The organism is Burkholderia sp. AW33-5 (assembly GCF_053427615.1).
This window is the reverse complement of sequence record NZ_JBSAXA010000014.1, coordinates 144,010-168,621: the sequence shown is the minus strand read 5'-3', so window position 1 is coordinate 168,621 and position 24,612 is coordinate 144,010. Positions and strand designations below refer to the sequence as shown.

23 protein-coding genes and 1 other RNA gene are annotated in these 24,612 nt (G+C 65.2%); 6 read left to right on the top strand and 18 right to left on the bottom strand.

Annotated elements, in window-relative coordinates:
• Nucleotides 1-177: 177 nt before the first annotated feature.
• The 15 genes from ACV22V_RS22145 to gyrA form a co-directional block, all read right to left on the bottom strand.
• Nucleotides 178-522, bottom strand: a complete 345-nt coding sequence (locus tag ACV22V_RS22145; protein WP_059529993.1) for a ComEA family DNA-binding protein — start codon at nt 520-522, stop codon at nt 178-180.
• 73 nt (nt 523-595) lie between these two features.
• Complete coding sequence (rfaD, locus tag ACV22V_RS22140; protein ID WP_059507155.1) at nt 596-1,588, bottom strand: ADP-glyceromanno-heptose 6-epimerase; 993 nt, start codon at nt 1,586-1,588, stop codon at nt 596-598.
• A gap of 55 nt (nt 1,589-1,643) precedes the next feature.
• Nucleotides 1,644-2,594, bottom strand: coding sequence for a D-glycero-beta-D-manno-heptose-7-phosphate kinase (gene rfaE1 / locus ACV22V_RS22135; RefSeq protein ID WP_107938158.1), 951 nt, complete (start codon nt 2,592-2,594; stop codon nt 1,644-1,646).
• Between the two features lie 7 nt (nt 2,595-2,601).
• The gene (locus ACV22V_RS22130) at nt 2,602-4,002 is read right to left on the bottom strand and encodes a UDP-glucose dehydrogenase family protein (protein ID WP_448015558.1); all 1,401 of its coding nucleotides are present in this window, start codon (nt 4,000-4,002) and stop codon (nt 2,602-2,604) included.
• A gap of 90 nt (nt 4,003-4,092) precedes the next feature.
• Complete coding sequence (gene lapB, locus ACV22V_RS22125; protein ID WP_059699493.1) at nt 4,093-5,265, bottom strand: lipopolysaccharide assembly protein LapB; 1,173 nt, start codon at nt 5,263-5,265, stop codon at nt 4,093-4,095.
• A gap of 53 nt (nt 5,266-5,318) precedes the next feature.
• Entirely contained in the window at nt 5,319-5,612 is a 294-nt protein-coding gene (locus ACV22V_RS22120) for a lipopolysaccharide assembly protein LapA domain-containing protein (protein WP_059530004.1), read from the bottom strand.
• A gap of 210 nt (nt 5,613-5,822) precedes the next feature.
• The gene (locus ACV22V_RS22115) at nt 5,823-6,146 is read right to left on the bottom strand and encodes an integration host factor subunit beta (protein WP_006750752.1); all 324 of its coding nucleotides are present in this window, start codon (nt 6,144-6,146) and stop codon (nt 5,823-5,825) included.
• Between the two features lie 22 nt (nt 6,147-6,168).
• Nucleotides 6,169-7,881, bottom strand: a complete 1,713-nt coding sequence (rpsA, locus tag ACV22V_RS22110) for a 30S ribosomal protein S1 (protein WP_059467119.1) — start codon at nt 7,879-7,881, stop codon at nt 6,169-6,171.
• 141 nt (nt 7,882-8,022) lie between these two features.
• Nucleotides 8,023-8,709: a (d)CMP kinase gene (gene cmk / locus ACV22V_RS22105; RefSeq protein ID WP_448015557.1), complete on the bottom strand. Its 687-nt coding sequence runs from the start codon at nt 8,707-8,709 to the stop codon at nt 8,023-8,025.
• Between the two features lie 13 nt (nt 8,710-8,722).
• Nucleotides 8,723-10,027 carry a 3-phosphoshikimate 1-carboxyvinyltransferase gene (aroA, locus tag ACV22V_RS22100; RefSeq protein WP_448015556.1) on the bottom strand — a complete coding sequence of 435 codons (1,305 nt, stop codon included), beginning with the start codon at nt 10,025-10,027 and terminating at the stop codon, nt 8,723-8,725.
• A 20-nt stretch (nt 10,028-10,047) separates the two neighbouring features.
• Complete coding sequence (locus tag ACV22V_RS22095; RefSeq protein WP_448015555.1) at nt 10,048-10,974, bottom strand: prephenate dehydrogenase/arogenate dehydrogenase family protein; 927 nt, start codon at nt 10,972-10,974, stop codon at nt 10,048-10,050.
• Nucleotides 10,975-11,161: 187 nt separating this feature from the next.
• Nucleotides 11,162-12,244 (bottom strand): prephenate dehydratase, encoded by a 1,083-nt coding sequence (gene pheA, locus ACV22V_RS22090; RefSeq protein WP_448015554.1) that lies wholly within the window; start codon nt 12,242-12,244, stop codon nt 11,162-11,164.
• 33 nt (nt 12,245-12,277) lie between these two features.
• Entirely contained in the window at nt 12,278-13,360 is a 1,083-nt protein-coding gene (gene serC, locus ACV22V_RS22085) for a 3-phosphoserine/phosphohydroxythreonine transaminase (protein WP_448015553.1), read from the bottom strand.
• Nucleotides 13,361-13,521: 161 nt separating this feature from the next.
• Nucleotides 13,522-14,121 (bottom strand): DUF2059 domain-containing protein, encoded by a 600-nt coding sequence (locus tag ACV22V_RS22080; RefSeq protein WP_059448245.1) that lies wholly within the window; start codon nt 14,119-14,121, stop codon nt 13,522-13,524.
• An 83-nt stretch (nt 14,122-14,204) separates the two neighbouring features.
• Nucleotides 14,205-16,808 (bottom strand): DNA gyrase subunit A, encoded by a 2,604-nt coding sequence (gene gyrA, locus ACV22V_RS22075; RefSeq protein WP_059530022.1) that lies wholly within the window; start codon nt 16,806-16,808, stop codon nt 14,205-14,207.
• A 536-nt stretch (nt 16,809-17,344) separates the two neighbouring features.
• Here gyrA and ompA point away from each other — a divergent pair.
• The 4 genes from ompA to ssrA all read left to right on the top strand — a co-directional run bounded on the left by ompA (nt 17,345) and on the right by ssrA (nt 19,981).
• Nucleotides 17,345-18,013: an outer membrane protein OmpA gene (gene ompA / locus ACV22V_RS22070; RefSeq protein ID WP_006400736.1), complete on the top strand. Its 669-nt coding sequence runs from the start codon at nt 17,345-17,347 to the stop codon at nt 18,011-18,013.
• Between the two features lie 152 nt (nt 18,014-18,165).
• Nucleotides 18,166-18,864, top strand: coding sequence for a bifunctional 2-polyprenyl-6-hydroxyphenol methylase/3-demethylubiquinol 3-O-methyltransferase UbiG (gene ubiG / locus ACV22V_RS22065; RefSeq protein ID WP_059530025.1), 699 nt, complete (start codon nt 18,166-18,168; stop codon nt 18,862-18,864).
• A gap of 13 nt (nt 18,865-18,877) precedes the next feature.
• Nucleotides 18,878-19,594, top strand: coding sequence for a phosphoglycolate phosphatase (gene gph, locus ACV22V_RS22060; RefSeq protein WP_448015552.1), 717 nt, complete (start codon nt 18,878-18,880; stop codon nt 19,592-19,594).
• Between the two features lie 17 nt (nt 19,595-19,611).
• Nucleotides 19,612-19,981, top strand: a transfer-messenger RNA (tmRNA) gene (ssrA, locus tag ACV22V_RS22055).
• Nucleotides 19,982-20,242: 261 nt separating this feature from the next.
• Here ssrA and ACV22V_RS22050 read toward each other — a convergent pair.
• From ACV22V_RS22050 to ACV22V_RS22040, 3 genes are all read right to left on the bottom strand, one after another.
• The gene (locus tag ACV22V_RS22050) at nt 20,243-20,596 is read right to left on the bottom strand and encodes a DUF4148 domain-containing protein (RefSeq protein WP_059699488.1); all 354 of its coding nucleotides are present in this window, start codon (nt 20,594-20,596) and stop codon (nt 20,243-20,245) included.
• Between the two features lie 316 nt (nt 20,597-20,912).
• Nucleotides 20,913-21,182: a hypothetical protein gene (locus ACV22V_RS22045; protein WP_059530032.1), complete on the bottom strand. Its 270-nt coding sequence runs from the start codon at nt 21,180-21,182 to the stop codon at nt 20,913-20,915.
• 101 nt (nt 21,183-21,283) lie between these two features.
• The gene (locus ACV22V_RS22040) at nt 21,284-22,390 is read right to left on the bottom strand and encodes a substrate-binding domain-containing protein (RefSeq protein WP_059690820.1); all 1,107 of its coding nucleotides are present in this window, start codon (nt 22,388-22,390) and stop codon (nt 21,284-21,286) included.
• A 131-nt stretch (nt 22,391-22,521) separates the two neighbouring features.
• Between ACV22V_RS22040 and ACV22V_RS22035 the strand changes: the two genes are divergently transcribed.
• Complete coding sequence (locus ACV22V_RS22035) at nt 22,522-23,022, top strand: NAD(P)H-dependent oxidoreductase subunit E (RefSeq protein ID WP_223963233.1); 501 nt, start codon at nt 22,522-22,524, stop codon at nt 23,020-23,022.
• The gene (locus ACV22V_RS22030; protein WP_059530040.1) at nt 23,019-24,596 is read left to right on the top strand and encodes a formate dehydrogenase beta subunit; all 1,578 of its coding nucleotides are present in this window, start codon (nt 23,019-23,021) and stop codon (nt 24,594-24,596) included. The genes ACV22V_RS22035 and ACV22V_RS22030 overlap by 4 nt, the downstream gene beginning before the upstream one ends.
• Nucleotides 24,597-24,612 lie beyond the last annotated feature (16 nt).

Sequence of the window (24,612 nt, the reverse complement as noted above, 5' to 3'; positions counted from 1 at the left end):
TCGATTGATTGTAAACCAGCACCGGGGCTCGCGCCGGCAACCCCATTGCGACGATGGAATAGATGCGCCACACGATTCACGCGTGTGCGTGTGCAACATGCACGCAAAAAACCCGCGGCAAGCCGCGGGAAGCCGTCGCAATGACGGCGGCTGAAGGAGCCCTTTGTCTCGCGTGCGTTATTTCTGCGCGGTGCGGGCAGGTGCCGCAGCGGGCTTCGCCGCCGCCGGCTTGCCCGCGGCCGGTGCCGCCGCACCCGAGCCTGCCGCACCGATCGTCAGCCCTTCCCGCTGAAGGCGCTCGACCGTTTGGCCGCCCATGCCTTTCACGCGCGACGCGAGGTCGTCTGCATTCCTGAACGGCCCGTGTGCGCCGCGCTCGTCGAGAATCGCCTTCGCCCGCGCGGGACCGATGCCCTTGATGCCGACGAGTGCATCCTCGTTCGCGGTGTTGACGTCGACGGCCGCCCAGGCCGACGCGATCGCGCCGAACATCGCGGCGGCGGCAAACCATTTCCTGATCATGTGCTGGATCTCCGATGAAATCGGTCGGCGGCTGCCGACCGTGAGACCCAGTCTAGCGATGCGACGCGCAGGCTTAAACCTGGCCGGATAGCCAACGCACGTAGCGGTCGACACCTTCCTGCACCGTCAGGAACGGCGCATCGTAGCCGGCAGCACGCAGTTTCGTCTGGTCGGCCTGCGTGAAGCACTGGTACTTGCCGCGCAGCGCATCCGGGAACGGCACGTATTCGATCAGCCCTTGCTCGACCTGCTGCGCGAGCGTCAGCGGCGGCAGGTTGTCGAGTGCGCGCAGCGTGTTCACGACCGTCGATGCGATGTCGTTGAACGGTTGTGCCCGGCCGGTGCCGAGGTTGAAGATGCCCGATTTCTCCGGATGGTCGAAGAAGAACAGGTTCACCTTCGCGACGTCCTCGACCGACACGAAGTCGCGCGTCTGCTCGCCCGGCGCATAACCGTTGTACTCGCCGAACAGCTTGACCTTGCCTTCCGCGCGGAACTGGTTGAAGTTGTGGAACGCGACCGACGCCATGCGGCCCTTGTGCGTCTCGCGCGGACCGTACACGTTGAAGTAGCGGAACCCGGCGATCTGGCTCTTCGCGCTCGGCAGCACGCGGCGGATCACCTGGTCGAACAGGAACTTCGAATAGCCGTAGACGTTCAGCGGCGCCTCGACCTCGCGCTCCTCGACGAATCGCGTCGAGCCGCCGTAGATCGCGGCCGACGACGCGTACAGGAACTGCGCGCCCTGCGCGAGGCACGCATCGAGCACCGCGCGGCTATAGCGGAAGTTGTTGTCCATCATGTAGCGGCCGTCGGTTTCCATCGTGTCCGAACAGGCGCCTTCATGAAACACCGCGCGTACCTTGCCGAAATCGCCGCGCGCGAAGCGCTCGACGAATTCCGTCTTGTCGAGATAGTCGTCGATCTCGCAATCGACGAGGTTCCGGAACTTGTCCGCGCGCGTCAGATTGTCGACCGCAATGATGCGCGACTCGCCGCGCTCGTTGAGCGCCTTGACGATGTTCGCGCCGATAAAACCGGCTGCGCCGGTGACGATGATGGTCATGGTCGTTCTGCCTGAAAAATTGCAAGACATACGTGCGGCGCACCGCCGAGCGCAGTCAGTGAAACAGTTCGTCGTAGTCCACCGTGGCCGTACCCAGCTTGCCGACCACGATGCCGGCTGCGCGATTCGCGAGCACGACGGCATCGACGAGCGGCACGCCGGCGCCGAGCATCGTCGCGACCGTCGCGATCACGGTATCGCCCGCGCCGGACACGTCATACACCTCGCGCGCGAGCGCCGGTGCATGCAGCTCGCCCGCTGCGGAAAAAAGCGTCATCCCCTCTTCCGAACGCGTGAGCAGCAACGCATCGAGATCGAGCTCCGCACGCAGCTTCGCGACACGCGCGCGAAGGTCGTCTTCCGATTGCCACTGACCGATGACCTCGCGCAACTCGGCACGGTTCGGCGTGATCAGCGATGCGCCGCGATAGCGCGCCCAATCGCCGCCCTTCGGATCGACGAGCACCGGCTTGCCGGCCGCGCGCGCCTTCTCGATCATCGTCGTCACGTGCGTCAGGCCGCCTTTCGCGTAATCCGACATCAGCACGACGTCGTGCTGCGGCAGCAGCGCATCGAAACGCGCGAGCCCGGCGAGCAACACCTCGTGCGTCGGCATCGCCTCGAAGTCGACGCGCAGCAACTGCTGCTGGCGCGCGAGCACGCGCAGCTTGATCGTCGTCGGCAGTGACGCGTCGCGTTCGAGATGGGGAGTCACGCCACTACCGTCGAGCAATTCGACGATGCGCTCGCCCGGCTCGTCACAGCCGACCACACACAGGAGCCCGGCTTGACCGCCGAGCGTCACCGCGTTGCGCGCGACGTTGGCCGCACCGCCAAGCCGCTCTTCCTGGCGCTGCACGTGCACGACAGGAACCGGCGCTTCCGGAGAAATGCGCTCGACGTTGCCGAACCAGTAGCGGTCGAGCATCACGTCGCCGACCACGAGCACGCGCGAACGCGCAAGCTGCGCGCGCGGTACCGGCACCACTTCGCGAAGGGTAGTCATCGTGCGTTCATCCACGGGGAGAGGACTGGGGGTCGACATGCGGACGCCCGATCGCATGGTAGTCGATGCCGAGTTCGGCCATCGCGTCCGGCTCGTACAGATTGCGCCCGTCGAAGATCACCGGCGCCTTCAGTTCGGCCTTCAGGCGCGTGAAATCCGGGCTCCTGAATTCCTTCCATTCGGTGACGATCACGAGCGCATCCGCGGCGGTCACGGCCGCGTCCTGGGTATCGACGAAGTGCAGGCGCGCAAACACGTCGGAAGTCTCGCCAAGATCGAGCGCGAACACGCGGCGCGCCTCGTCGATCGCGACCGGATCGTACGCGCGCACGGTCGCGCCACGCCCGAGCAGCGCGGCGATCAGCCGACGGCTCGGCGCCTCGCGCATGTCGTCCGTATTCGGCTTGAACGCGAGGCCCCAGACCGCGAATTCGCGACCGGTCAGGTCTGCGCCGAAGCGTTGCTCGATCTTGCCGATCAGCACGTCCTTCTGTGCGGAGTTGGCCGCTTCGACGGCCTCCAGGATGCGCAGCGGCTGGCCGTTTTCGCTCGCGGTGCGAATCAACGCCTGCACGTCCTTCGGGAAGCACGAGCCGCCGTAACCGACGCCCGCGTACAGGAAGTGATAGCCGATGCGCGGATCGGAACCGATCCCGCGGCGCACGGCTTCGATGTCGGCACCGACCTTGTCGGCGAGATTCGACATTTCGTTCATGAACGAAATGCGCGTCGCCAGCATCGCATTCGCCGCATACTTCGCGAACTCCGCCGAACGCACATCCATGTAAATCGTGCGCTCGTGATTGCGGTTGAACGGCGCATACAGCTTCTTCATCTTCTCGCGCGCCACCGTGCCCGTCTCGTCGTCGTCGACACCGATGATGATTCGGTCCGGGCGCATGAAGTCCTCGACCGCCGCGCCTTCCTTCAGGAATTCCGGATTCGACACGACCGAGAAACGGTGCGCGACGCTGCCCGCGAGGCCGCGCGCGCCGAGCGCCTCGTCGACCACCGCGCGCACGCGCTGCGCGGTGCCGACCGGCACCGTCGACTTGTCGACGATCACCTTGAAACCAGTCATGTAACGGCCGATGTTGCGCGCGGCCTCGAGCACATATTGCAGGTCGGCCGAACCGTCCTCGTCGGGCGGCGTGCCAACCGCGATGAACTGGATCTCGCCGTGCGCAACGCTCGCCTCGATGTCGGTCGAGAAGCGCAGACGCCCTGCCGCGCGGTTGCGCGCGATGATGTCCAGCAAGCCCGGTTCGTGAATCGGCATCCCGCCGTTGTTCAGGATCTCGATCTTGCGCGGATCGACATCCAGACAGAAGACGTCGTGGCCGATCTCGGCGAGGCAGGAGCCCGTGACGAGACCGACATAGCCAGTGCCGATGATGGTGATTTTCATAGATGTTCCGGTATGTCCCGGTAAATGACTAACTTGGCCGCCGGGCCGGGCCCGGCGACAACCGCAGCGCTTACGCGGCGAACGCCGGGATCAGCCCGGCATCGCAGGTTCGACGCGGCGCGGCGCATAGGTTTCCCAGCCGCTGCATCCGGGGCACTGCCAGTAGAAGAGCCGTGCCCGGAAACCGCAATTCTGGCACGTATAGCGTGGCAGATTCTTGGTGCGCTGCTTGATCAGCGCACGCATCATTTCAAGTTCCTTACGGCGCGGCTCGTCGGCGGCCGCGATCTGCGCATCGAGCAGATGCAGCATGCCCGACAGATTCGGCGACTTCTCCATCTGCGTACGCGCGAGCGTATGCGCCGCTTCCTGGCCGCGCAACCCTGCGATGTGCTGATAAGCAATATCGAGCAGGTCGTTCGACGGATAACGATCGACGTAGCCCATCAGCAACTCGGCGCCCTCGACCGGCTTGCCGAGCGCGACGTAAGCCTTCATCAGCTTGTCGGCGACGAGCGGCAGATACGCCGGATTCTGCGCTTCGACACGCTTCCAGTGCTCGATCGCGGCCGCGTGATCGCCCGCCGCCTGCGCGGCATCGCCGGACAGGATCGTCGCGCGAACGTTCTGCGGGTTCGCAGCAAGCGCGAGCTTCAGTTGCTCGGCCGCATCCGCGGCGTTCTTGCGTTGCAGCGCGTCCTGCGCGAGTTCGCAATGGAACTGCGCGATTTCGGTGCCGAGCGGCTTGTCGCTCATCGACTCGATGCGTCTCGCGGTATCGATCGACTTGTTCCAGTCCTTCTCGATCTCGTAGATCGTCAGCAGCGCCCGCTGCGCGCCCAGCGCGTAATCGCCATCGGCGAGCCGATGGAAGGCCTCCTCCGCACGATCGAGCAGGCCGGCCTTCAGGAAATCCTGGCCGAGCTCGTACAGCGCGTGGTCGCGCTCGTTTACCGGCAGGTCCGTGCGGCTCAGCAGGTTCTGATGCACGCGGATCGCACGGTCCGTTTCGCCGCGGCGGCGAAACAGGTTGCCGAGCGCGAAGTGCAGCTCGACCGTCTCGGGATCGAGCTTCGCGACCTCGATGAACGCGTCGATCGCCTTGTCCGGTTGTTCGTTCAACAGAAAGTTCAGGCCGCGGAAATACGATCGCGGCAGGTTGGCGCTCTCCGACAGGAGATTCTTCAGGTCATAGCGTGACGCCGCCCAGCCGAGCGCGAACGCCACCGGAATCGCGAGCAACCACCAGAAATCCAGATCCATGCGAAATATCGAAGCAGAGACGAAAACCGCGCGAAGGTCGCGCGGCGTCCGTGTTAAATGACGGGCGGCATCGGAGGCTGGTCGACGACGGCCGGGGTTTCGCGCGCCGTACGCAGATCGCGCTTCAGGCGCCCGTTCTCGAGGCGCATGCGGAAGATCGCCGGCAGCGCGGACAGCAGGCCGGCCAGCAGCCCCACGACGAAGAACGCGAGGCCGATCAGGATCAGCGGCGCTTGCCATGCGTAGCCGGCAACGAAATTCAGCGTCGCGGTTTGCGTATTGGCCAGCGCGAGCACCAGCAGCAGCACGAACACCAATACCCGGATCAGCCAGACGATAAACTTCATGTAGCCCTCTCTTTGTTGAGGTTTGCCGTGGCGCGCGACTCCCCTTCGCGGCGCCGAATCGACCCGTATTGTAAAGGAAGCGTTTCCGCGTCACCGCACATCCTGCGGGTGCACGTTGTCACGCGGCCGCCGGAAATGAAAAAAGCGCCCGCAAGGGGCGCTTTTTTCTTCAGCCTTCGCCGGACGGATTCCGGGCAAGCCGAACGACGCTCAACGCTCGTCGTCCGGATCATCAGCTTTCAGCGGCTCGCCGGCGCGGCCGTCGACGCGTTCACGCAATTCCTTGCCGGGCTTGAAGTGAGGCACGAACTTCTCGGGCACCTGCACCTTCTCCCCCGACTTCGGGTTGCGTCCGACGCGTGCCGGGCGACGGTTGAGGCCGAAGCTGCCGAAACCCCGAATTTCGATGCGATGCCCTTTCGACAAGGCGTCGGACATCGCATCGAGCATCGTTTTCACCGCGAAATCCGCATCCTTGAGGACAAGTTGCGGAAATCGCAGTGCCAGCTGCGCGACCAACTCGGATTTGGTCATACTTCAGCAGACCTCGTGAGGCTTACTGGTTCTGGCCGTCGAGCTTCGCCTTCAGCAGCGCGCCGAGGTTGGTCGTACCGGTCGCAGCAGCGCTGGTGTCCGACTGCAGGCCGCGGATCGCTTCCTGTTGTTCAGCCGAATCCTTCGCCTTGATCGACAGGTTGATGCCACGCGACTTGCGATCGATGTTGATCACCATCGCGTTGACCTTGTCGCCTTCCTTCAGCACGTTGCGTGCGTCTTCGACGCGATCCTGCGAGATTTCCGATGCACGCAGGTAGCCTTCGACGTCGCCCGTCAGCGTGACGACAGCGCCCTTCGCATCGACCGACTTCACCACGCCGTCGACGATCGAACCCTTGTCGTTCATCGCAACGTAGTTGCTGAACGGGTCGCCTTCGAGCTGCTTGATGCCGAGCGAAATACGCTCCTTCTCGACGTCGATGCCGAGCACGATCGCTTCGACTTCGTCGCCCTTCTTGTACTTGCGAACGGCTTCTTCGCCGGCTTCGCTCCACGACAGGTCCGACAGGTGGACCAGGCCGTCGATGCCGCCCGGCAGACCGATGAACACGCCGAAGTCGGTGATCGACTTGATTGCGCCCGTGATCTTGTCGCCCTTCTTGAAGTTGCGGCTGAAGTCATCCCACGGATTCGGCTTGCACTGCTTCATGCCGAGGCTGATACGACGACGGTCTTCGTCGATCTCGAGGACCATGACTTCGACTTCGTCGCCCAGCTGGACAACCTTCGACGGAGCAACGTTCTTGTTGGTCCAGTCCATTTCCGACACGTGGACGAGGCCTTCGATGCCCGATTCCACTTCGACGAATGCGCCGTAGTCGGTGATGTTCGTGACCTTGCCGAACAGGCGCGTGCCCGACGGGTAACGGCGCGAGATGCCTTCCCACGGATCGTCGCCCAGTTGCTTGATGCCCAGCGAGACGCGGTTCTTCTCTTGATCGAACTTGAGGATCTTCGCGGTGACTTCCTGGCCAACCGACAGGACTTCGCTCGGGTGACGCACACGACGCCATGCGATGTCGGTGATGTGCAGCAGGCCGTCGATGCCGCCGAGGTCGACGAATGCGCCGTAGTCGGTGATGTTCTTGACCACGCCGTTGACGATCGCGCCTTCCTTCAGCGTCTCGAGCAGCTTCGCGCGCTCTTCGCCTTGCGTTGCCTCGATCACTGCACGACGCGACAGCACGACGTTGTTACGCTTGCGATCGAGCTTGATCACGCGGAACTCGAGCGTCTTGCCTTCGTACGGGGTCGTGTCCTTGACCGGACGCGTGTCGACCAGCGAACCCGGCAGGAATGCGCGGATGCCATTGACCATCACGGTCATGCCGCCCTTCACCTTGCCGGTGATCGTGCCGGTGACGAGTTCGTTGTTGTCGAGGGCCTTTTCCAGCGACAGCCACGATGCCAGGCGCTTCGCCTTGTCGCGCGACAGGATCGTGTCGCCGTAGCCGTTTTCGAGTGCGTCGATCGCGACGGACACGAAATCGCCCGACTGCACCTCAACCTCGCCCTGATCGTTCAGGAATTCCTCGATCGGAATGTAAGCCTCGGACTTCAGGCCTGCATTGACGACCACGAAGTTGTGGTCGACGCGCACGACTTCGGCGGAAATCACTTCGCCGGCGCGCATGTCTTGGCGGGTCAGCGACTCTTCGAACAGAGCCGCAAAGGATTCGGTATTCGGGGTGGAGGTTTGCAGGTCGGACATAAAAATCTGATTGTGCATGGATCGCTGTGCCACGCCGGCCGGAATGGCAGGCTGAAAGGGCCAGATCGAAGCCACACGGGGTTAAGGGTTCGAAACACGCTCCGCGCTTCTCGCGCGAGGCACCTACTGCTGCCCGCCTTCTCAGGCCGGCTGACCGAGCGCCCGATACCACTGCAGCACCTGGTCGACTGCCTCATCGACCGAAAGCGCCGACGTATCGAGCAGCTTGGCATCTGCCGCAGGCTTCAGCGGCGCGGCCGCGCGATTGCTGTCGCGCGCGTCACGTTCACGAAGATCCTGGAGCAAGTTATCTATATTAGCAGAAAAACCTTTTTGCATCAATTGCTTATGCCGTCTGGCCGCGCGCGCCTCGGCGCTGGCCGTCAGGAACACCTTCAGCACGGCGTCCGGGAAGATCACGGTGCCCATGTCGCGGCCGTCGGCGACGAGGCCCGGCGTCTTGCGAAACGCGCGCTGGCGCGCGACGAGCGCGGTGCGCACCGGCGCGTGCACGGCAATCTCCGACGCGCGGTTGCCAACCGCTTCGGCGCGGATGTCGTTCGACACGTCGACGCCATCGAGCTGCGCGCAGCCCTCGCGGAACGTGATGTGAAGATCGTCGATCAGCCTCACGAGCGCATCGATATCCTCCGCCGCGATGCCGTAGCGCACGCTCGCGAGCGCCGCAAGACGGTACAGCGCGCCGCTGTCGAGCAGGTGGAAGCCCAGATGCGCGGCGACGAGCGCCGCGACGGTCCCCTTGCCGGAAGCAGTCGGACCGTCGATCGTGATGACGGAGGTCGGGTGAAAGGGTCGGGTCGATTTCATCGGAACTGTCGGGTCAGGCTTTGGCGAGCGCGGCGAAGCGGTCGAAATAGTCGGGGAACGTCTTGCCGACGCACTTCGGATCGTTGATGCGCACGGGCACGCCGCCCAGGCTGACGAGCGAGAAGCACATCGCCATCCGGTGATCGTCGTACGTGTCGATCGCTGCATTCGGCGTGAGCCGTTGCGGCGGCGTGACGACCAGATAGTCGGGGCCTTCCTCGACGATCGCGCCGACCTTGCGCAGTTCGGTCGCCATCGCGGCGATGCGGTCGGTTTCCTTCACGCGCCAGCTCGCGATGTTGCGCAGCGTGCTCGTGCCGCTCGCGAACAGCGCCGCGACCGCGATGGTCATCGCCGCGTCGGGAATCAGGTTGAAATCCATGTCGATCGGCTCGAGCTTGCCGTGGTCGTGGCCGATGCCGCGCACCTCGATCCAGTCGTCGCCCATCGATACGTTCGCGCCCATCTGCATCAGCGCATTCGCGAAGCCGACGTCGCCCTGGATGCTCGCGCGCCCCACCCCCTCGACGCGCAGCGGGCCGCCGCCGAGCGCGCCGGCCGCGAGGAAGTACGAGGCCGACGACGCATCGCCCTCGACCATGATGCGCCCCGGCGAACGGTAGCGGACGCCGGCCGGCACGACGAAGCGCTGCCAGCCGTCGCGCTCGACGGTCACGCCGAAGCGGGCCATCAGCCGGATCGTGATGTCGATGTACGGCTTCGAGATCAATTCGCCATCGACTTCGACGACGATCCTGCCGTCCTTCGCCTTCACGAGCGGCAGCGTCATCAGCAGCGCGGTGAGAAACTGGCTCGACACGTCGCCGCGCACGCGGATCGGTGCGTCGACCGTGATCGCCGCAGATTTGATCCGCAGCGGCGGAAAGCCTTCGTTTTGCTCGTAGTCGATCTGCGCGCCGATCTGCCGCAGGCCGTCGACGAGGTCGCCGATCGGCCGCTCGTGCATGCGCGGCACGCCGTGCACGCGATAGTCGCCGCCGTTGACCGCGAGCGCCGCCGTCAACGGTCGCACCGCGGTGCCCGCGTTGCCGAGGAACAGATCGGCGGTCTTCGCGGTGAACGCGCCGCGCGTGCCGGTGACGACACAGGTGTCACCCTCGCGCGCGAGCTTCACACCGAGCTTGCCGAGCGCGTCGAGCATCACGCGCGTGTCGTCGGAATCCAGCAGGTTGGTGATCGTCGTATCGCCTTCGGCAAGCGCCGCGAGCAGCAGCACGCGGTTCGAGATGCTTTTCGAGCCGGGCAGGCGCACGGTGCCCGATGCGCTGGAATACGGGCCGAGATCGAGATAGTCCATGGGAATCGTCCTGTTTCCTGTTATTTCTTGACCGGTTCGGCAGCGGGCTGCGCGCCACGTTCCTGCCATGCCTTGCGTGCAGCGCGCGAGCGCGCGAACACGGCTTCGAGCGCCGCGCCATCGCCGGCGTCGATCGCCGCACGCAGCCGGGCGAGCACGCGCGTGTAGCCGTCGAGCTCATCGAGCAGCGCCGCGCGATTCGCGACACACACGTCGCGCCACATTTCCGGGCTCGACGCCGCGATCCGCGTGAAGTCGCGGAAGCCGCCCGCCGCGTACGAGAATTTCAGTTCGGCATCCGCCTCGCCGAGTATCTGCTCGACGAGCGCGAACGACAGCACATGAGGCAGATGACTGATCGACGCAAACACGCGATCGTGCTGCGCCGTGCTCATCGTGCGCACGTCGGCGCCGGTCGCCCGCCACATCGCATCGATCCGCGCAACCGCTTCGGGCGCATTCTCCGGCAGCGGACACAGCACGACGTTGCGACCGACGTACAGATCCGGCAGCGCGGCCTCGACGCCGCTCGATTCGCGCCCGGCGATCGGATGGCCCGGCACGAATTGCGCGATCCGCGCACCGAGCACATCGCGTGCCGCCGTGACGACGTCGGACTTCGTGCTGCCAGCGTCGGTGACGATCGTCGCAGCGTCGAGCCACGGCGCGATGCGCGCGAGCAGCGGGCCCGTTTGCGCGACCGGCGCGGCCAGCAACACGAGATCGGCGCCGGCGAGCGCGTCGCGCAGCTGCGCATCGTCGTCGAGCGCCGCTGCGCGATCGATCACGCCGAGCGCGAGGGCGCGCTCGACCGACGCACGCGAACGACCGACGCCGACAACTTCGCCCGCACCGCCCGGTGCGCGCTCGCGCAGGGCGCGCGCCAGCGATCCGCCGATCAGGCCGACGCCAAAGATGACAAGTTTGTTGAATGCAAAGCCTGACACGACAAGAGCCAAGTGACGCGCGCGGAACGACACCCCGCGCACGGAAGTCCAGATTCCAGGCAACGGGCCCGCACCCGGCGCGACCTGCACCGGATACCGCCCGAACCCGCCTTGGGCAGCGCCGCCCGGCCTGCCCTGCCCGCTTCGCCGCGCCGCCTGCTCGGTGCTGGCGACGGGCCGCTACGCGTCAGCGCGCGCGCGGATACGAACCGAGTATCTTCAGGAACGCGGCCTTCTGGCCGAGCTCCGCGAGCGCGGCGGCCACGGCTGGTTCATCCCAGTGCCCTTCGATGTCGATGTAGAAGTAATACTCCCACGTGCCGACCCGCGCCGGACGCGACTCGAAACGCGTCATCGACACACCGTGCCGCGCGAGCGGCTCGAGCAGCTTGAACACCGCGCCCGGCTCGTTCTTCACCGACACGATCAGCGACGTCTGGTCGTGACCGCTCTGCCCGGCCGGCTGCTTGCCGACGATCACGAAGCGCGTGCGATTGTGCGGATCGTCCTGAATCAGCGAGAACGCGATCTGCAGACCGTAGTGTGCGGCCGCGCGGTCGCCAGCGATCGCCGCGACGCTCGGGTCCGCCGCCGCGAGACGCGCGGCCTCCGCATTGCTCGACACCGCTTGCCGCTCGAGCTGCGGCGCGTTCGCGGAAAGCCACTGCTGGCATTGCGCGAGCGCCTGCGCATGCGCGCAGACACGCGTCACGCCGTCGAGCGTGCCGCTCTGCGTGAGCAGGTTGTGATGGATCGGCAGCGCGAGTTCGCCGCTGATCAGCAACTGCGTCTGCAGCAGCAGGTCGAGCGTGCGCGACACCGCGCCTTCGGTCGAGTTCTCGACCGGCGCGATGCCGAATGCGGACGCGCCCGCCTCGACCGAGCGGAATACCTCGTCGATCGACGGACACGGCAGCCCTTCGATCGACTGGCCGAAATACTCGAACATCGCCTGTTCGCTATACGTGCCGACCGGCCCGAGAAACGCGACGTGGATCGTCTGTTCGAGCGCGCGGCTCGCGGCCATGATCTCGCGCCAAATAGCGCTGATGTGTTCGCTCGCGAGCGGCCCCGCGCTCATGTCCTGCAGGCGCGCGATCACCTGCAGCTCACGCTCTGGCCGGAACACCGGCGCGTTGAAGTGCTTCTTGACCTCGCCCACCTCGAGCGCCACCGCGGCGCGCTGGTTGAGGAGCGCGATCAGCTGCGCGTCGATCGCGTCGATGCGGTCGCGCAGCGGTTTCAGGCGGGAATTCAGTTCGTCGTCCATGCGTAGTTGCCGTGCTGTTTGAACAGCGCGCGCTCAGGCGCCGCGCTGTTCGAAGTCCTTCATGTACTCGACGAGCGCCTTCACGCCCTCGAGCGGCACCGCGTTGTAGATCGACGCCCGCATGCCGCCGACGGACTTGTGGCCCTTCAGCTGCAGCAGCCCGCGCGCCTTTGCGCCGGCAAGGAAGTCTTCGTTGCGCGTTTCGTCGGCCAGGAAAAAGGGCACGTTCATACGCGAACGCACCGCCGGCTCGACCTTGTTCAAATAGAAGCTGCTCGCATCGATCGTGTCGTAGAGCAGCTTCGCCTTCTCGAAATTGCGCGCCTCGATCGCCTCGAGGCCGCCCTGCCGCTTCAGCCACTGGAACACGAGGCCCGCGATGTAGATCGCATACGTGGGCGGCGTGTTGTACAGCGAGTTGTTCGCGGCGACCGTCTTCCATTCGAATGCGGACGGGCAGATCGACAGCGCGCGATCGAGCAGATCCTCGCGAACGATCACGACCGTCACGCCGGCCATCCCGATGTTCTTCTGCGCGCCGCCGAACAGCACGCCGTACTTCGCGACGTCCATCGGACGGGACAGGATGTGCGACGACACGTCCGCGACGAGCGGCACGTCGCCGAGGTCGGGAATCTCGAACGTCTCGACGCCGTCGATCGTCTCGTTCGTGCACAGATGCACGTAGGCCGGATCGTCCGACAGCTGCCATTCGGCGCGGGCGGGCGCGCGCGTGAAACCGTCGGCCGTCTTGCCGGATGCGGCCAGATGCGGCGTGCCGTATTTCTTCGCTTCGTTGAACGACTTCTGCGACCACGAGCCCGTCACGACGAAGTCGGCGGTCTTGCGCGAACCGAGCAGGTTCATCGGCACGATTGCGTTCTCGGCAATGCCGCCACCCTGCAGGAACAGGATCCGGTGGCTGGCCGGCACATCGAGCAGCTCGCGCAGGTCGGTCAGCGCTGCCTCGTGGATCGACATGAATTCCTTGCCGCGATGGCTCATCTCCATCACGCTCATGCCGCTGCCGTGCCAGTCGAGCATTTCGTCGGCGGCCTGCCGCAGCACTTCCTCGGGGAGCGCCGCAGGACCGGCGGAGAAATTAAAGACGCGCATCGTGAAAACCTCGGGAGGGACGCGACCGGCTTGCCGCCGGTAGAAAGAACCGCGCCAGAAAAAGAATGGCCGCTTGCGCTCGCGCGCAAACGGCCATTATCGCACTGTCATCAGGCTCCCGCCAAACCCGGCCGAACGGCCGGGCGGCGTGCCCGGACGGCTTACTTGCCCGGCTTGACTGCCGCGACTTCCTTGTCAGCCTGTGCGCGCGTTGCCTGGATCGCTTGCGGCATGTACTTCTGCATCAGGCCGTTGACCACGTCGCGGCCGACCTGATCCTGAACCTGGATGAACTTGCGGCCCGTCGGGCTCTTGTAGAACGTCGTCAGATCCTTGATCTCCGACGTGCTGTAGTACTTCGCGTAGGCGTCGTACTGAGCCGACATCGCGTCGCTCTGGAACTGTTGCGTGCCGAACACCTTGCCCGCGCCGTCAACCAGCTTCGGCACCGCGTTCTTCTGCAGCGTCGGCACGGCGGCTTGCTTTTGCTTGTCGTTCAGCGTCTTGTTTTCCGACAGCGCGTCCGACAGGATCGCCGGCACGAGCTGCTTTGCCTGCATCTCGGCGCTGTTGCCGATAGCCGACACGAGCTTCGGCGCGTCGATCGCGTCGAGCAGATCCTTGATCGCAGCCTTCTTGTCGGCGTCGATCGGCGCAGCTGCCGCGGTCGCAGCCGGTGCGGAATTCGACAGCGCTTGCGCCATCGCGAACGTCGGCACCAGTGCAGCCAGCAGAACCAGTTGCTTGAATTGCTTTTGCATCATCACTCCCTTTTGGAAATATGAATGGTTGCTCGCCGACCGCGGCGCCTGGCGCGCGCGGCGGCTCGAGTCTCATCCGTTCTTCAGGCTTCGCCGTCCGACGCCTCGTCGGCCTCGCCATCGCCCTCTTCGGCTTCTGCGATCTGCTGCAGACCGGAGAGCTTGGTACCCTCATCGAGACTGATGAGTGTAACACCTTGCGTGGCACGCCCCATCTCGCGAATCTCGGACACGCGGGTACGAATCAACACGCCGGCGGTCGTGATCAGCATGATCTGATCCTCGGCGTCGACGAGCGTGGCGGCGACGACCTTGCCGTTGCGCTCCGACGTCTGGATCGCGATCATCCCCTTCGTGCCGCGGCCGTGACGCGTGTACTCGGTGATCGGCGTGCGCTTGCCGTAGCCGTTCTCGGTCGCGGTGAGCACGGTCTGCTCCTCGCTGCCGGCAACCAGCAGCGCGATGACCTGCTGCCCGTCCTCGAGCTGCATGCCACGCACGCCGCGCGCTTCCCGGCCCATCGGGCGCACGTCGTTCTCGTCGAAGCGCACGGCCTTGCCGGCGTCCGAGAACAGCATCACGTCGTGCGCGCCATCGGTGATCGATGCACCGATCAGGAAGTCGCCCTCGTCGAGACCGACCGCGATGATGCCCTTCTTCATCGGGCGGCTGAATGCCTCGAGCGGCGTCTTCTTCACGGTGCCGAGCGACGTCGCCATGAACACGAACTTGTCGGCCGAGAATTCCTTGACCGGCAGCACGACGTTGATCTTCTCGCCGTCCTGCAGCGGGAACATGTTGACGATCGGACGGCCGCGCGAGTTACGCGAACCCTGCGGCACTTCATAGACCTTGACCCAGTACACGCGGCCGCGGTTCGAGAAGCACAGGATGTAGTCGTGGGTGTTCGCGATGAACAGCGTCTCGATCCAGTCGTCTTCCTTCATCTGCGTCGCCTGCTTGCCGCGGCCGCCGCGCTTCTGCGCGCGATACTCGGACAGCGGCTGCGACTTCACGTAGCCCGCGTGCGACATCGTGACGACCATGTCCTGCGGCGTGATCAGGTCTTCGGTATTCAATTCGGTCGCGTTCAGCTCGATCTTCGAGCGGCGTGCGTCGCCGAATTCGGCCTTCACCGTCGTCAGCTCCTCGCCGATCATCGTCGTGATCCGCTCGGGGCGCGCGAGGATGTCCAGCAGGTCGGCGATTTGCGCCATCACTTCGCGGTACTCGCCGATGATCTTGTCCTGCTCGAGACCGGTCAGGCGCTGCAGACGCATCTGCAGGATTTCCTGCGCCTGTGTGTCGGACAGACGGTACAGCCCGTCGGTCTGCATCCCGAACGCCGGGTTCAGGCCTTCCGGACGGTACGCGGAGCGGCCGCCCGCCGCCGCATTCTCGGTCTCGGCGCGCGTCAGCATCTCGCGCACGAGCGACGAATCCCACGGCTTCGCCATCAGCTCCTGCTTCGCGATCGGCGGCGTCGGCGCTGCCTTGATGATCGCGATGAACTCGTCGATGTTCGCGAGCGCGACCGCGAGACCTTCGAGCACGTGGCCGCGCTCGCGCGCCTTGCGCAGTTCGTAGATCGTGCGGCGCGTCAGCACTTCGCGTCGATGCGACAGGAAGCACTGCAGGATTTCCTTCAGGTTCAGGAGCTTCGGCTGACCGTCGACCAGCGCGACCATGTTCATGCCGAACGTGTCCTGCAGCTGCGTCGCCTTGTACAGGTTGTTCAGCACCACTTCGGGCACTTCGCCGCGCTTCAGCTCGATCACGACGCGCATGCCGCTCTTGTCGGACTCGTCGCGGATGTCGGAGATGCCCTCGAGCTTCTTCTCGTTGACGAGCTCGGCGATGCGCTCGAGCAGCGAGCGCTTGTTCACCTGGTACGGCAACTCGTCGACGATGATCGCCATCCGCTGGCCGCGGTCGATCTCCTCGAAGTGCGTGGCCGCACGCATCACGACGCGGCCGCGCCCGGTGCGATAGCCGTCGCGCACGCCGGCGACACCGTAGATGATGCCGGCCGTCGGGAAGTCCGGTGCCGGGATGATCTCGATCAGCTCGTCGATCGTCGCTTCCGGGTTGTTCAGCAGGTGCTGGCACGCGTCGACGACTTCGTTCAGGTTGTGCGGCGGGATGTTGGTCGCCATGCCGACCGCGATACCCGACGAGCCGTTGATCAGCAGGTTCGGGATGCGCGACGGCAGGACCGCCGGCTGCATCTCGTTGCCGTCGTAGTTCGGCTCGAAGTCGACCGTTTCCTTGTCGATGTCGGCGAGCAGTTCGTGACCGATCTTCGCCATGCGAATTTCGGTGTAACGCATCGCCGCGGCATTGTCGCCGTCGATCGAGCCGAAGTTGCCCTGTCCGTCGATCAGCATGTAGCGCAGCGAGAAGTCCTGCGCCATCCGCACGATCGTGTCGTACACCGCGGTATCGCCGTGAGGGTGATACTTACCGATCACGTCACCGACGATACGCGCCGATTTCTTGTACGCGCGGTTCCAGTCGTTGTTCAGTTCGTGCATCGCGAACAGTACGCGCCGGTGCACGGGCTTCAGGCCATCGCGGACATCCGGAAGGGCACGTCCGACGATTACGCTCATCGCGTAATCGAGATACGAACGGCGCATTTCCTCCTCTAGGGAGGTGGGCAGGGTCTCTTTGGCGAATTGATCCATGTATCCGTATCGTTTCGGAGCGAAGACGGCGAACGCCTTTCGCGTGGGCGCTGCATGCGCAACGCAACGCGAGATTCTAACATGCGCCCATCGACCGCCAATTCGCCACCCCCTCTATATGTAAACAGCAAAAATCGCCGCCCATGGAAAAGGCACCCGAACCGGCCATGATCGCGCCCCTTCAGAAGGCTTGGGCGTCGCCCGGCTCCTTGTCACGCACGCGCGTAAACCCTTGCCGCCTTTCATGCAATTTCGCGGACACGCTCTTGACAATCTCTAAAAGTTACGGCAGGCGGGTGTTGCGCATGCACCACAAAGTTGAAGCGATCTTGGGGTGGGGAGGATTTTTTTTCGTAGGAAGGGAACGATATGGCAAAATGCCAACGCACTGAAAGTTAGACGCTGCTCGAAGTCTACACAGAGCGGTGCCGCGTTTTTTGTGCCGCACCAATGTTATACTTCGAGCAATGTATGACTTGTCACCGTCAACAGGCTCGCAGTAAACCTGCGGTAATCTCAATTTCGAGAGGAGAAATATGAATAAACTTTCAAAGCTCGCGTTCATTGCAGCTACCGCAGTTATGGCTGCATCCGCTTCGGCACAGTCGGTGCCGGCGTCGCGTCAAGCCGTCAACGACAACTGGGTGAACGGCACGGGCGAATGGGTGTGGATGAACGGCACGAACGAGCTCTGCTGGCGTGACGCGTTCTGGACGCCGGCCACCGCCAACGCGAAGTGCGATGGCGCACTGGTCGCCCAGGCACCGCAGCCGCCGGTCGCTCCGGTTGCTCCGGCCATCACGAGCCAGAAGATCACGTATCAAGCCGACGCACTGTTCGACTTCGACAAGGCAACGCTCAAGCCGCTGGGCAAGCAAAAGCTGGACGAACTGGCTTCGAAGATCCAGGGCATGAACACGGAAGTGGTCGTCGCTACGGGCTACACGGACCGCATCGGTTCGGACAAGTACAACGACCGTCTGTCGCTGCGCCGTGCGCAAGCCGTCAAGTCGTACCTGGTCAGCAAGGGTGTCCCGGCCAACAAGATCTACACGGAAGGCAAGGGCAAGCGCAACCCGGTCACGACCGGCTGCAACCAGAAGAACCGCAAGCAACTGATCGCCTGCCTCGCACCGGACCGCCGCGTGGAAGTCGAAGTGGTCGGTACGCAAGAAGTCCAGAAGACGACCGTTCCGGCGCAGTAAGCCGCGGTTTTCGACTGCTTCAAAGCCCCGCTCCGGCGGGGCTTTTTCTTTGACGCCCGTCCTGGCGCTCGCTGGCCTCGTTGTGCGCCCCCTTATATACTCGGGGCTGACGTACCGACACACCGCCCTCCTTCCGTAGCCCGTTTGCCGACATGACCAACGCCGATCCGCACGAACTCCAGAAATTCAGCGACCTCGCCCATCGGTGGTGGGACCCGAATGCCGAATTCAAACCCTTGCACGACCTGAATCCGGTCCGGCTCGGCTGGATCGATTCGCATGCACACCTCGCCGGCAAGCGCGCACTCGATATCGGCTGCGGCGGCGGCATCCTGTCCGAATCGATGGCCGGGCTCGGTGCCCAGGTGAAAGGCATCGACCTGTCGACCGAAGCGCTCGGGGTCGCCGACCTGCACAGCCTCGAAAGCGGCATCACGGTCGACTACGAGGCGATCGCCGCCGAAGCGATCGCCGAACGCGAGCCGGGCACTTACGACGTCGTCACCTGCATGGAGATGCTCGAGCACGTGCCGTCGCCGGCCGGCGTCGTCGCCGCGTGCGCGACGCTCGTGAAGCCGGGTGGCTGGGTATTCTTCTCCACGCTGAACCGCAACCTGAAGTCCTACCTGTTCGCGGTGATCGGCGCCGAGTACATCGCGCAGATGCTGCCGAAAGGCACCCACGACTACGCGCGCTTCATCCGCCCGTCGGAACTGGCGAGCTTCATTCGCGGGACCGACCTGCACATCGTGGAGATCAAGGGCATTACCTATCACCCGATCGGCAAGCGCTTCGCGCTGTCGAACGACACCGACATCAACTATCTCGTCGCGTGCCGCCGCGGCGCGTGACCCTCCGACCGGCATGACGATTCCCCTTTCGACCGAGCGGCCTGCATTCGACGCGCCGCGCCTGCTGCACTGCGATGCCGTGCTATTCGACCTCGACGGCACGCTCGCCGACACGGCGCCCGATCTCGCCGCTGCAGTTCACAAGATGCAGCGCGTGCGCGGCCTGCCCGAAACGTCGCTCGACCTGCTGCGGCCGCTGGCATCGGCCGGCGCGCGCGGCCTGCTCGGGGGAGCATTCGGCATCGACCCGCAATCGCCCGGCTACGACGCGATGCGCGACGAGTTCCTGGCCAATTACGCGACCGACATCTGCGTGCACACGGTGCTGTTCCCCGGCATCGGCGACGTGCTCGACGAACTCGATGCGCGCGGCGTGCGCTGGGGCATCGTCACGAACAAGGCGATGCGCCTCACCGCGCCGCTCGCCGACCTGCTCGGCCTCGCGCCGCGCGCGGCCTGCATCGTCGGGGGCGACACAACGCCGCACTCGAAACCGCATCCGGCCCCGCTGTTGCATGCGGCGGAACAAATGACGCTCGCGCCGGAACGCATCGTCTACGTCGGCGACGATCTTCGCGACATCCAGGCCGGCAGCGCGGCGGGAATGGCGACGGTCGCGGCCGCGTACGGCTATTGCGGTGACGGCGTCGCGCCGGCCGACTGGCAGGCGCAGCATCTGGTCGGCACGACGCAGGAACTGCGCGAACTGCTGCGCGATGTTGGGCTATAATGATCGATCTTATCCGCGGGGGCGACCTGGTTTCGACAGGGGTTGTGAAGCGGCTAGGGCATGTCGAGGACCCGTCACCTCGTTAATCAATGGGAAAATCGTAACTGCAAACGACGATACGTTCGCACTGGCAGCCTAACGGCCGCCGTCCTCTGCCTAGTTCACTGACGGGCTAGTGTCGCAAGACCGGTAGCAATACCGCCAGAGGTCATTTACGTCAGTTAAGCCCTGTCGGCGTCGCGACGCCAGGGTCGAAAATCTAGCGAATCGCCGTAGTGCAGCGTGTTCGTCCGCGTCGCTGCGGTTAAATCAAATGACTGAACTAAACATGTAGAACTAGTCGTGGAGCGCTTCTGGACGCGGGTTCGATTCCCGCCGCCTCCACCAAATTCCGCGCTTGACGCACGAACCCCGCACGACGCGAGTCTGCGGGGTTTTTTGTTGCCGGAGAGGCCGAACATCCCGCGCCCTCCGAAAAAGCGCCCGGCCTCGGACGGGCCGGGCGGAATGCCGCCGGCATTCCGGCGGCAGGAGGTGACGGATGTTCGACGTCGCCCGCGAAGTGATCGACCGCGGCGGACGGTCCCCCTGCCCGGCACGCGACGCATCATCGCAGCCGCAGCACGGCCTCACCGGGCGACGCGCCGCTTAACTGCCGCGATACAGCGACTTCATTTCTTCTGCGCTGGCCGGACGCACGCCGATCGCACGCGAACCCGATGCCGATGCGCCCTGCACCTGCGCGCCATAACCGCTGGCGTCGGCGCCTTGCGCCTGGGCGAGCGCGCTGCGCTGTTGCTCCGCGACACGCGCCGTGGCGGCCTGGATCGCTTCCGGATAGTGCGGATCTTCGCCGCGGGCGGTGTTGTAACCGGCCTGCTGGAGCTGAACCAGTTCGGCGCGAACCTGTGCGCGGGTGAGTGCCGAGCCGGACTGCGCGAACGACACGACCGGGGCAACGAGAGCAGCAGCAACGACAACGGCTTGAACGAGCGACTTCATGATGACCTACCTCCAGATTTGTCTGATTTCGCGGTGAACACCCGTTCATCGCTGACAAACCGAAGTTTATGTAGGCGCGTGCTTAAGAATAAGGCAGGTTTCAGGAAGACATCCTTCCCAAAACAAGGGTTAACCCTATACCCATGCAGACATGGGCCAGCACCGCAAGATCGCACCACGCGAGACCGAACCGAGCCCCACAAAGCACGAGCCCCGCAAGGCAGTACACCCTGCGGGGCTCGAAAAGAACCGCGCGGCATCGGCGCGATCAGGACAAACGATCGCGGCGTCGACAACCCGGCGCGTCAGCGCCTGCTTATTGAGTGTCCATCGGACACTTCAGGTTGCAGCCGTTCGGGTCTCCCAAATCACCCTTGCGGCGCAATGCCGACTTCTTGCCGCTCTGGTATTTCTGCGACGGCGCAGACGCCGCGAACGGCATCTGCGGATGCTCGTTCAGGCGGAACTGTTCGCTCAGGATCCCGCCGGGCACGCCCGGTGAATTCTGCGCGAACGCCAACGGCGAAACGGCAACAAGAAGCCCTGCGGTCAACGCTGCCGCGGAGAAGGGAACGGATAGTTTCATGGCGGGATGACGCCTGAACGGCGTGCTTGTTGGAACGTTGATCAAGCGGCAAGCGTAGCGCAAATCCCTCGCTGCTGCAGCGCGGTTCGCGCGCGTCCCCGTTACCGTGCGTTGCCGTCCGGCATACCGCCCCCGGCGATACCGGCGAATCCCTCCGCGATGCCGATCAGCGTCCCGCACGCGGCCGGATCGTAGCCGTCGAGATGCGCGACGCGGTCGACGAAGCGCGCATCGCGCAACAAGGCGAGCACGCCGGCGAGCGGTCGCGAATCGAGCTGCGCGCGTTCGCACGCAAAGTAATAGTCCTCGTCGACGACCGGAATGAAATCGAGCCCGAAGTGATGGGCGGCCGGCTCGACGCCGAAGCCGAGATCGGCCATCCCGCTCGCGACGAACGCGGCGATCGCCGAATGCGTGAGTTCGGCCGACGCATAGCCGTCGATACGCTCGGGATCGATGCCGATCGCGCGCAATGCAAGATCGAGCAGCATCCGCGTGCCCGACCCCGGCTGCCGGTTGACGAAGCGGATGTCGTTGCGGGCGAGATCGGCGAGCCCGCCGACCTGCTTCGGGTTGCCCCGCGGCACGAACAGCCCCTGCTGGCGACGCGTCAGATGAATCAGCACGTGACGCGCGTCGTCGAGCCACGGCCGGTAGATCTGCGCGCACTGTTCGCGGAACGCGCCGCGTGGCAGATGAAAACCGGCCAGCTCGCATTCGCCGCGCGCAAGCGCCTGCACGGCCTCGACGCTCTCGCGATACTTGATGTCGACGGCGGCCTGCGCATCGACAAGCGCGGAAACGAGCGTCGCAACCGCGTAGCCGTGCGACGCATGGATGCGCACGGCGCCGTCGCGTTGCGCGAGCCGCCGGTTCAGGTCGCTCGCCACCTCGGCCGCCAGCGCGCGCAGGTTACCGTCGAGACGGCTGCGCGCGAGCCGCTGCGCGTCGACGATCGCCTGCCCGAGCTCCGACAGCGTCGACCCCTTGCCGCGCGCCGTCTCGATCAACTCGCCGCCGACGCACGCCTCCAGCGCCCGCAGCATGCCCCACGCGTGCCGATACGACAGACCTTTCGCCTGCGCGGCCTGCGCGATGCTGCCCGTATCGGCCACGAGCTCCAGCAACGGGGCGACATCCGACAGGCTGGCGGTGCGGCCCTCGGTGTCGCGTACGGTCAGATACGCGTCGCATTCGATTCGAATCAATTATGCACTCCGATTTCCTATTGCGACTGCGGAATCTTCCGCTTATCGTTGCTCAAAATCAATCAGGACGAAGTCCCGATGTGCACTATATGAATTAGAAGCACATATGAGACTTTGGAGGAGCATAACCGATGTCCCCGAATTCCCCTGCGCCCGACGCGCTCGTCGAGCGCCACGCGCGTGCCGGCCGCTCGCTCGTCGCGATCCTGCATGCGATCCAGGACGACGCAGGCTACGTGCCGGCAGGTTGCGTCGCGCCGCTCGCGAAGGCACTGAATCTGTCGCGCGCCGAAGTGCACGGCGTGCTCACCTACTATCACCACTTCCGCACCGCGCCGCCCGCGCGCGTGACGATCCAGATGTGCCGCGCCGAGGCGTGCCGCAGCATGGGCTGCGAAACGCTGGCCGCGCACGCGGAAGCGCGCACGGGTTGCCGGTTCGACGCGGCGCACGGCGATGGCGCCGACGCGCACGCGCCGGGTGACGTCGCGCTCGAATCGGTCTACTGCCTCGGGCTGTGCGCGCAATCGCCGTCGATGACGGTCAACGGCGTGCTGCACGCGAAGGTCACGCCGGAGAAGTTCGACGCCCTGCTCGCCGACGCGACCGCCCACACCCCGGAGGCCGCATGACGACCCGCATCTACGTTCCGCGCGATTCGTCCGCGCTGGCGCTCGGCGCCGACGCCCTCGCCGCCGCGATCGTCGCGGAAGCCGAGCGGCGCGGCGTCGCGATCGAACTGATCCGCAACGGCTCGCGCGGGCTGCTGTGGCTCGAGCCGCTCGTCGAGGTCGGCACGGCCGCCGGGCGCGTCGGCTACGCGAACCTGTCGGCCGCCGACGTGCCTGCCCTGTTCGACGCGAACTGGCTCGACGGCGGCGCGCATCCGAGCGGCGTCGGCCTCGTCGACGCCCTGCCCTATCTCGCGCGCCAGCAGCGCCTCACGTTCGCACGCATCGGCCTGACCGATCCGCTGTCGATCGACGATTACCTGAAGCACGACGGCCTCGCCGGCCTGAAGAACGCGCTCGCGCTCGACGGCGGCGCCGCATGCGAATTGCTGATCGAATCGGGGCTGCGCGGCCGCGGGGGCGCAGCCTTCCCGGCCGGCATCAAATGGCGCACCGTCCGGCAGGCCAGCGCGACGCAGAAGTACATCGTCTGCAACGCGGACGAAGGCGATTCGGGCACGTTCTCCGATCGCCTGATCATGGAAAGCGATCCGTACTGCCTGATCGAAGGGATGATCATCGCCGGCATCGCGACGGGCGCGACGCTCGGCTACATCTACGTGCGCAGCGAATACCCGCACGCGATCGCGGCACTGGAAACCGCGATCGAGCGCGCCCGTGAAGCCGGCTGGCTTGGCGAACGCGTGCTCGGCTCCGCGCATGCATTCGACCTGCACGTCGCAAAGGGCGCCGGCTCGTACGTGTGCGGCGAGGAAACGGCGCTGCTCGAATCGCTCGAAGGCAAGCGCGGCGTCGTGCGCGCGAAGCCGCCGCTGCCCGCGCTCGCTGGCCTGTTCGGCCAGCCGACCGTGATCAACAACGTGATCACGCTCGCGACCGCGCCGGTGATCTTCGCGCGCGGCGCCGCGTTCTATCGCGACTACGGGATGGGCCGCTCGCGCGGCACGCTGCCGTTCCAGCTCGCGGGCAACATCCGCTACGGCGGCCTCGTCGAGCTCGCGTTCGGCGTCACGCTGCGCGAGCTGATGTTCGACTACGGCGGCGGCACGGCCAGCGGCCGGCCCGCGCGCGCCGCCCAGGTCGGCGGCCCGCTCGGCACCTATCTGCCCGAACATCAGTGGGACGTGCCGCTCGACTACGAGGCGTACACGGCGATCGGCGCGGTCGTCGGCCACGGCGGCATCGTGCTGCACGACGACACGTCGAATCTCGCGGAACTCGCCGAATACGCGATGAAGTTCTGCGCGATCGAATCGTGCGGCAAGTGCACGCCGTGCCGGATCGGATCGACGCGCGGCGTCGAGACGATCGCACGCATTCGCCAGGGCGACAAGTCGGAGCGACAGGTCACGCTGCTGCGCGACCTGTGCGACACGATGCTCGCCGGCTCGCTGTGCGCGATGGGCGGGATGACGCCGTACCCGGTGCTGTCCGCGCTCGACCATTTCCCCGAAGATTTCGGGCTCGCCGCCGGCAAGCAAGCCGCGTCGGGTCCGGTCAAGGCCGCGGCCTGACCCAGAAGGAGCCCTG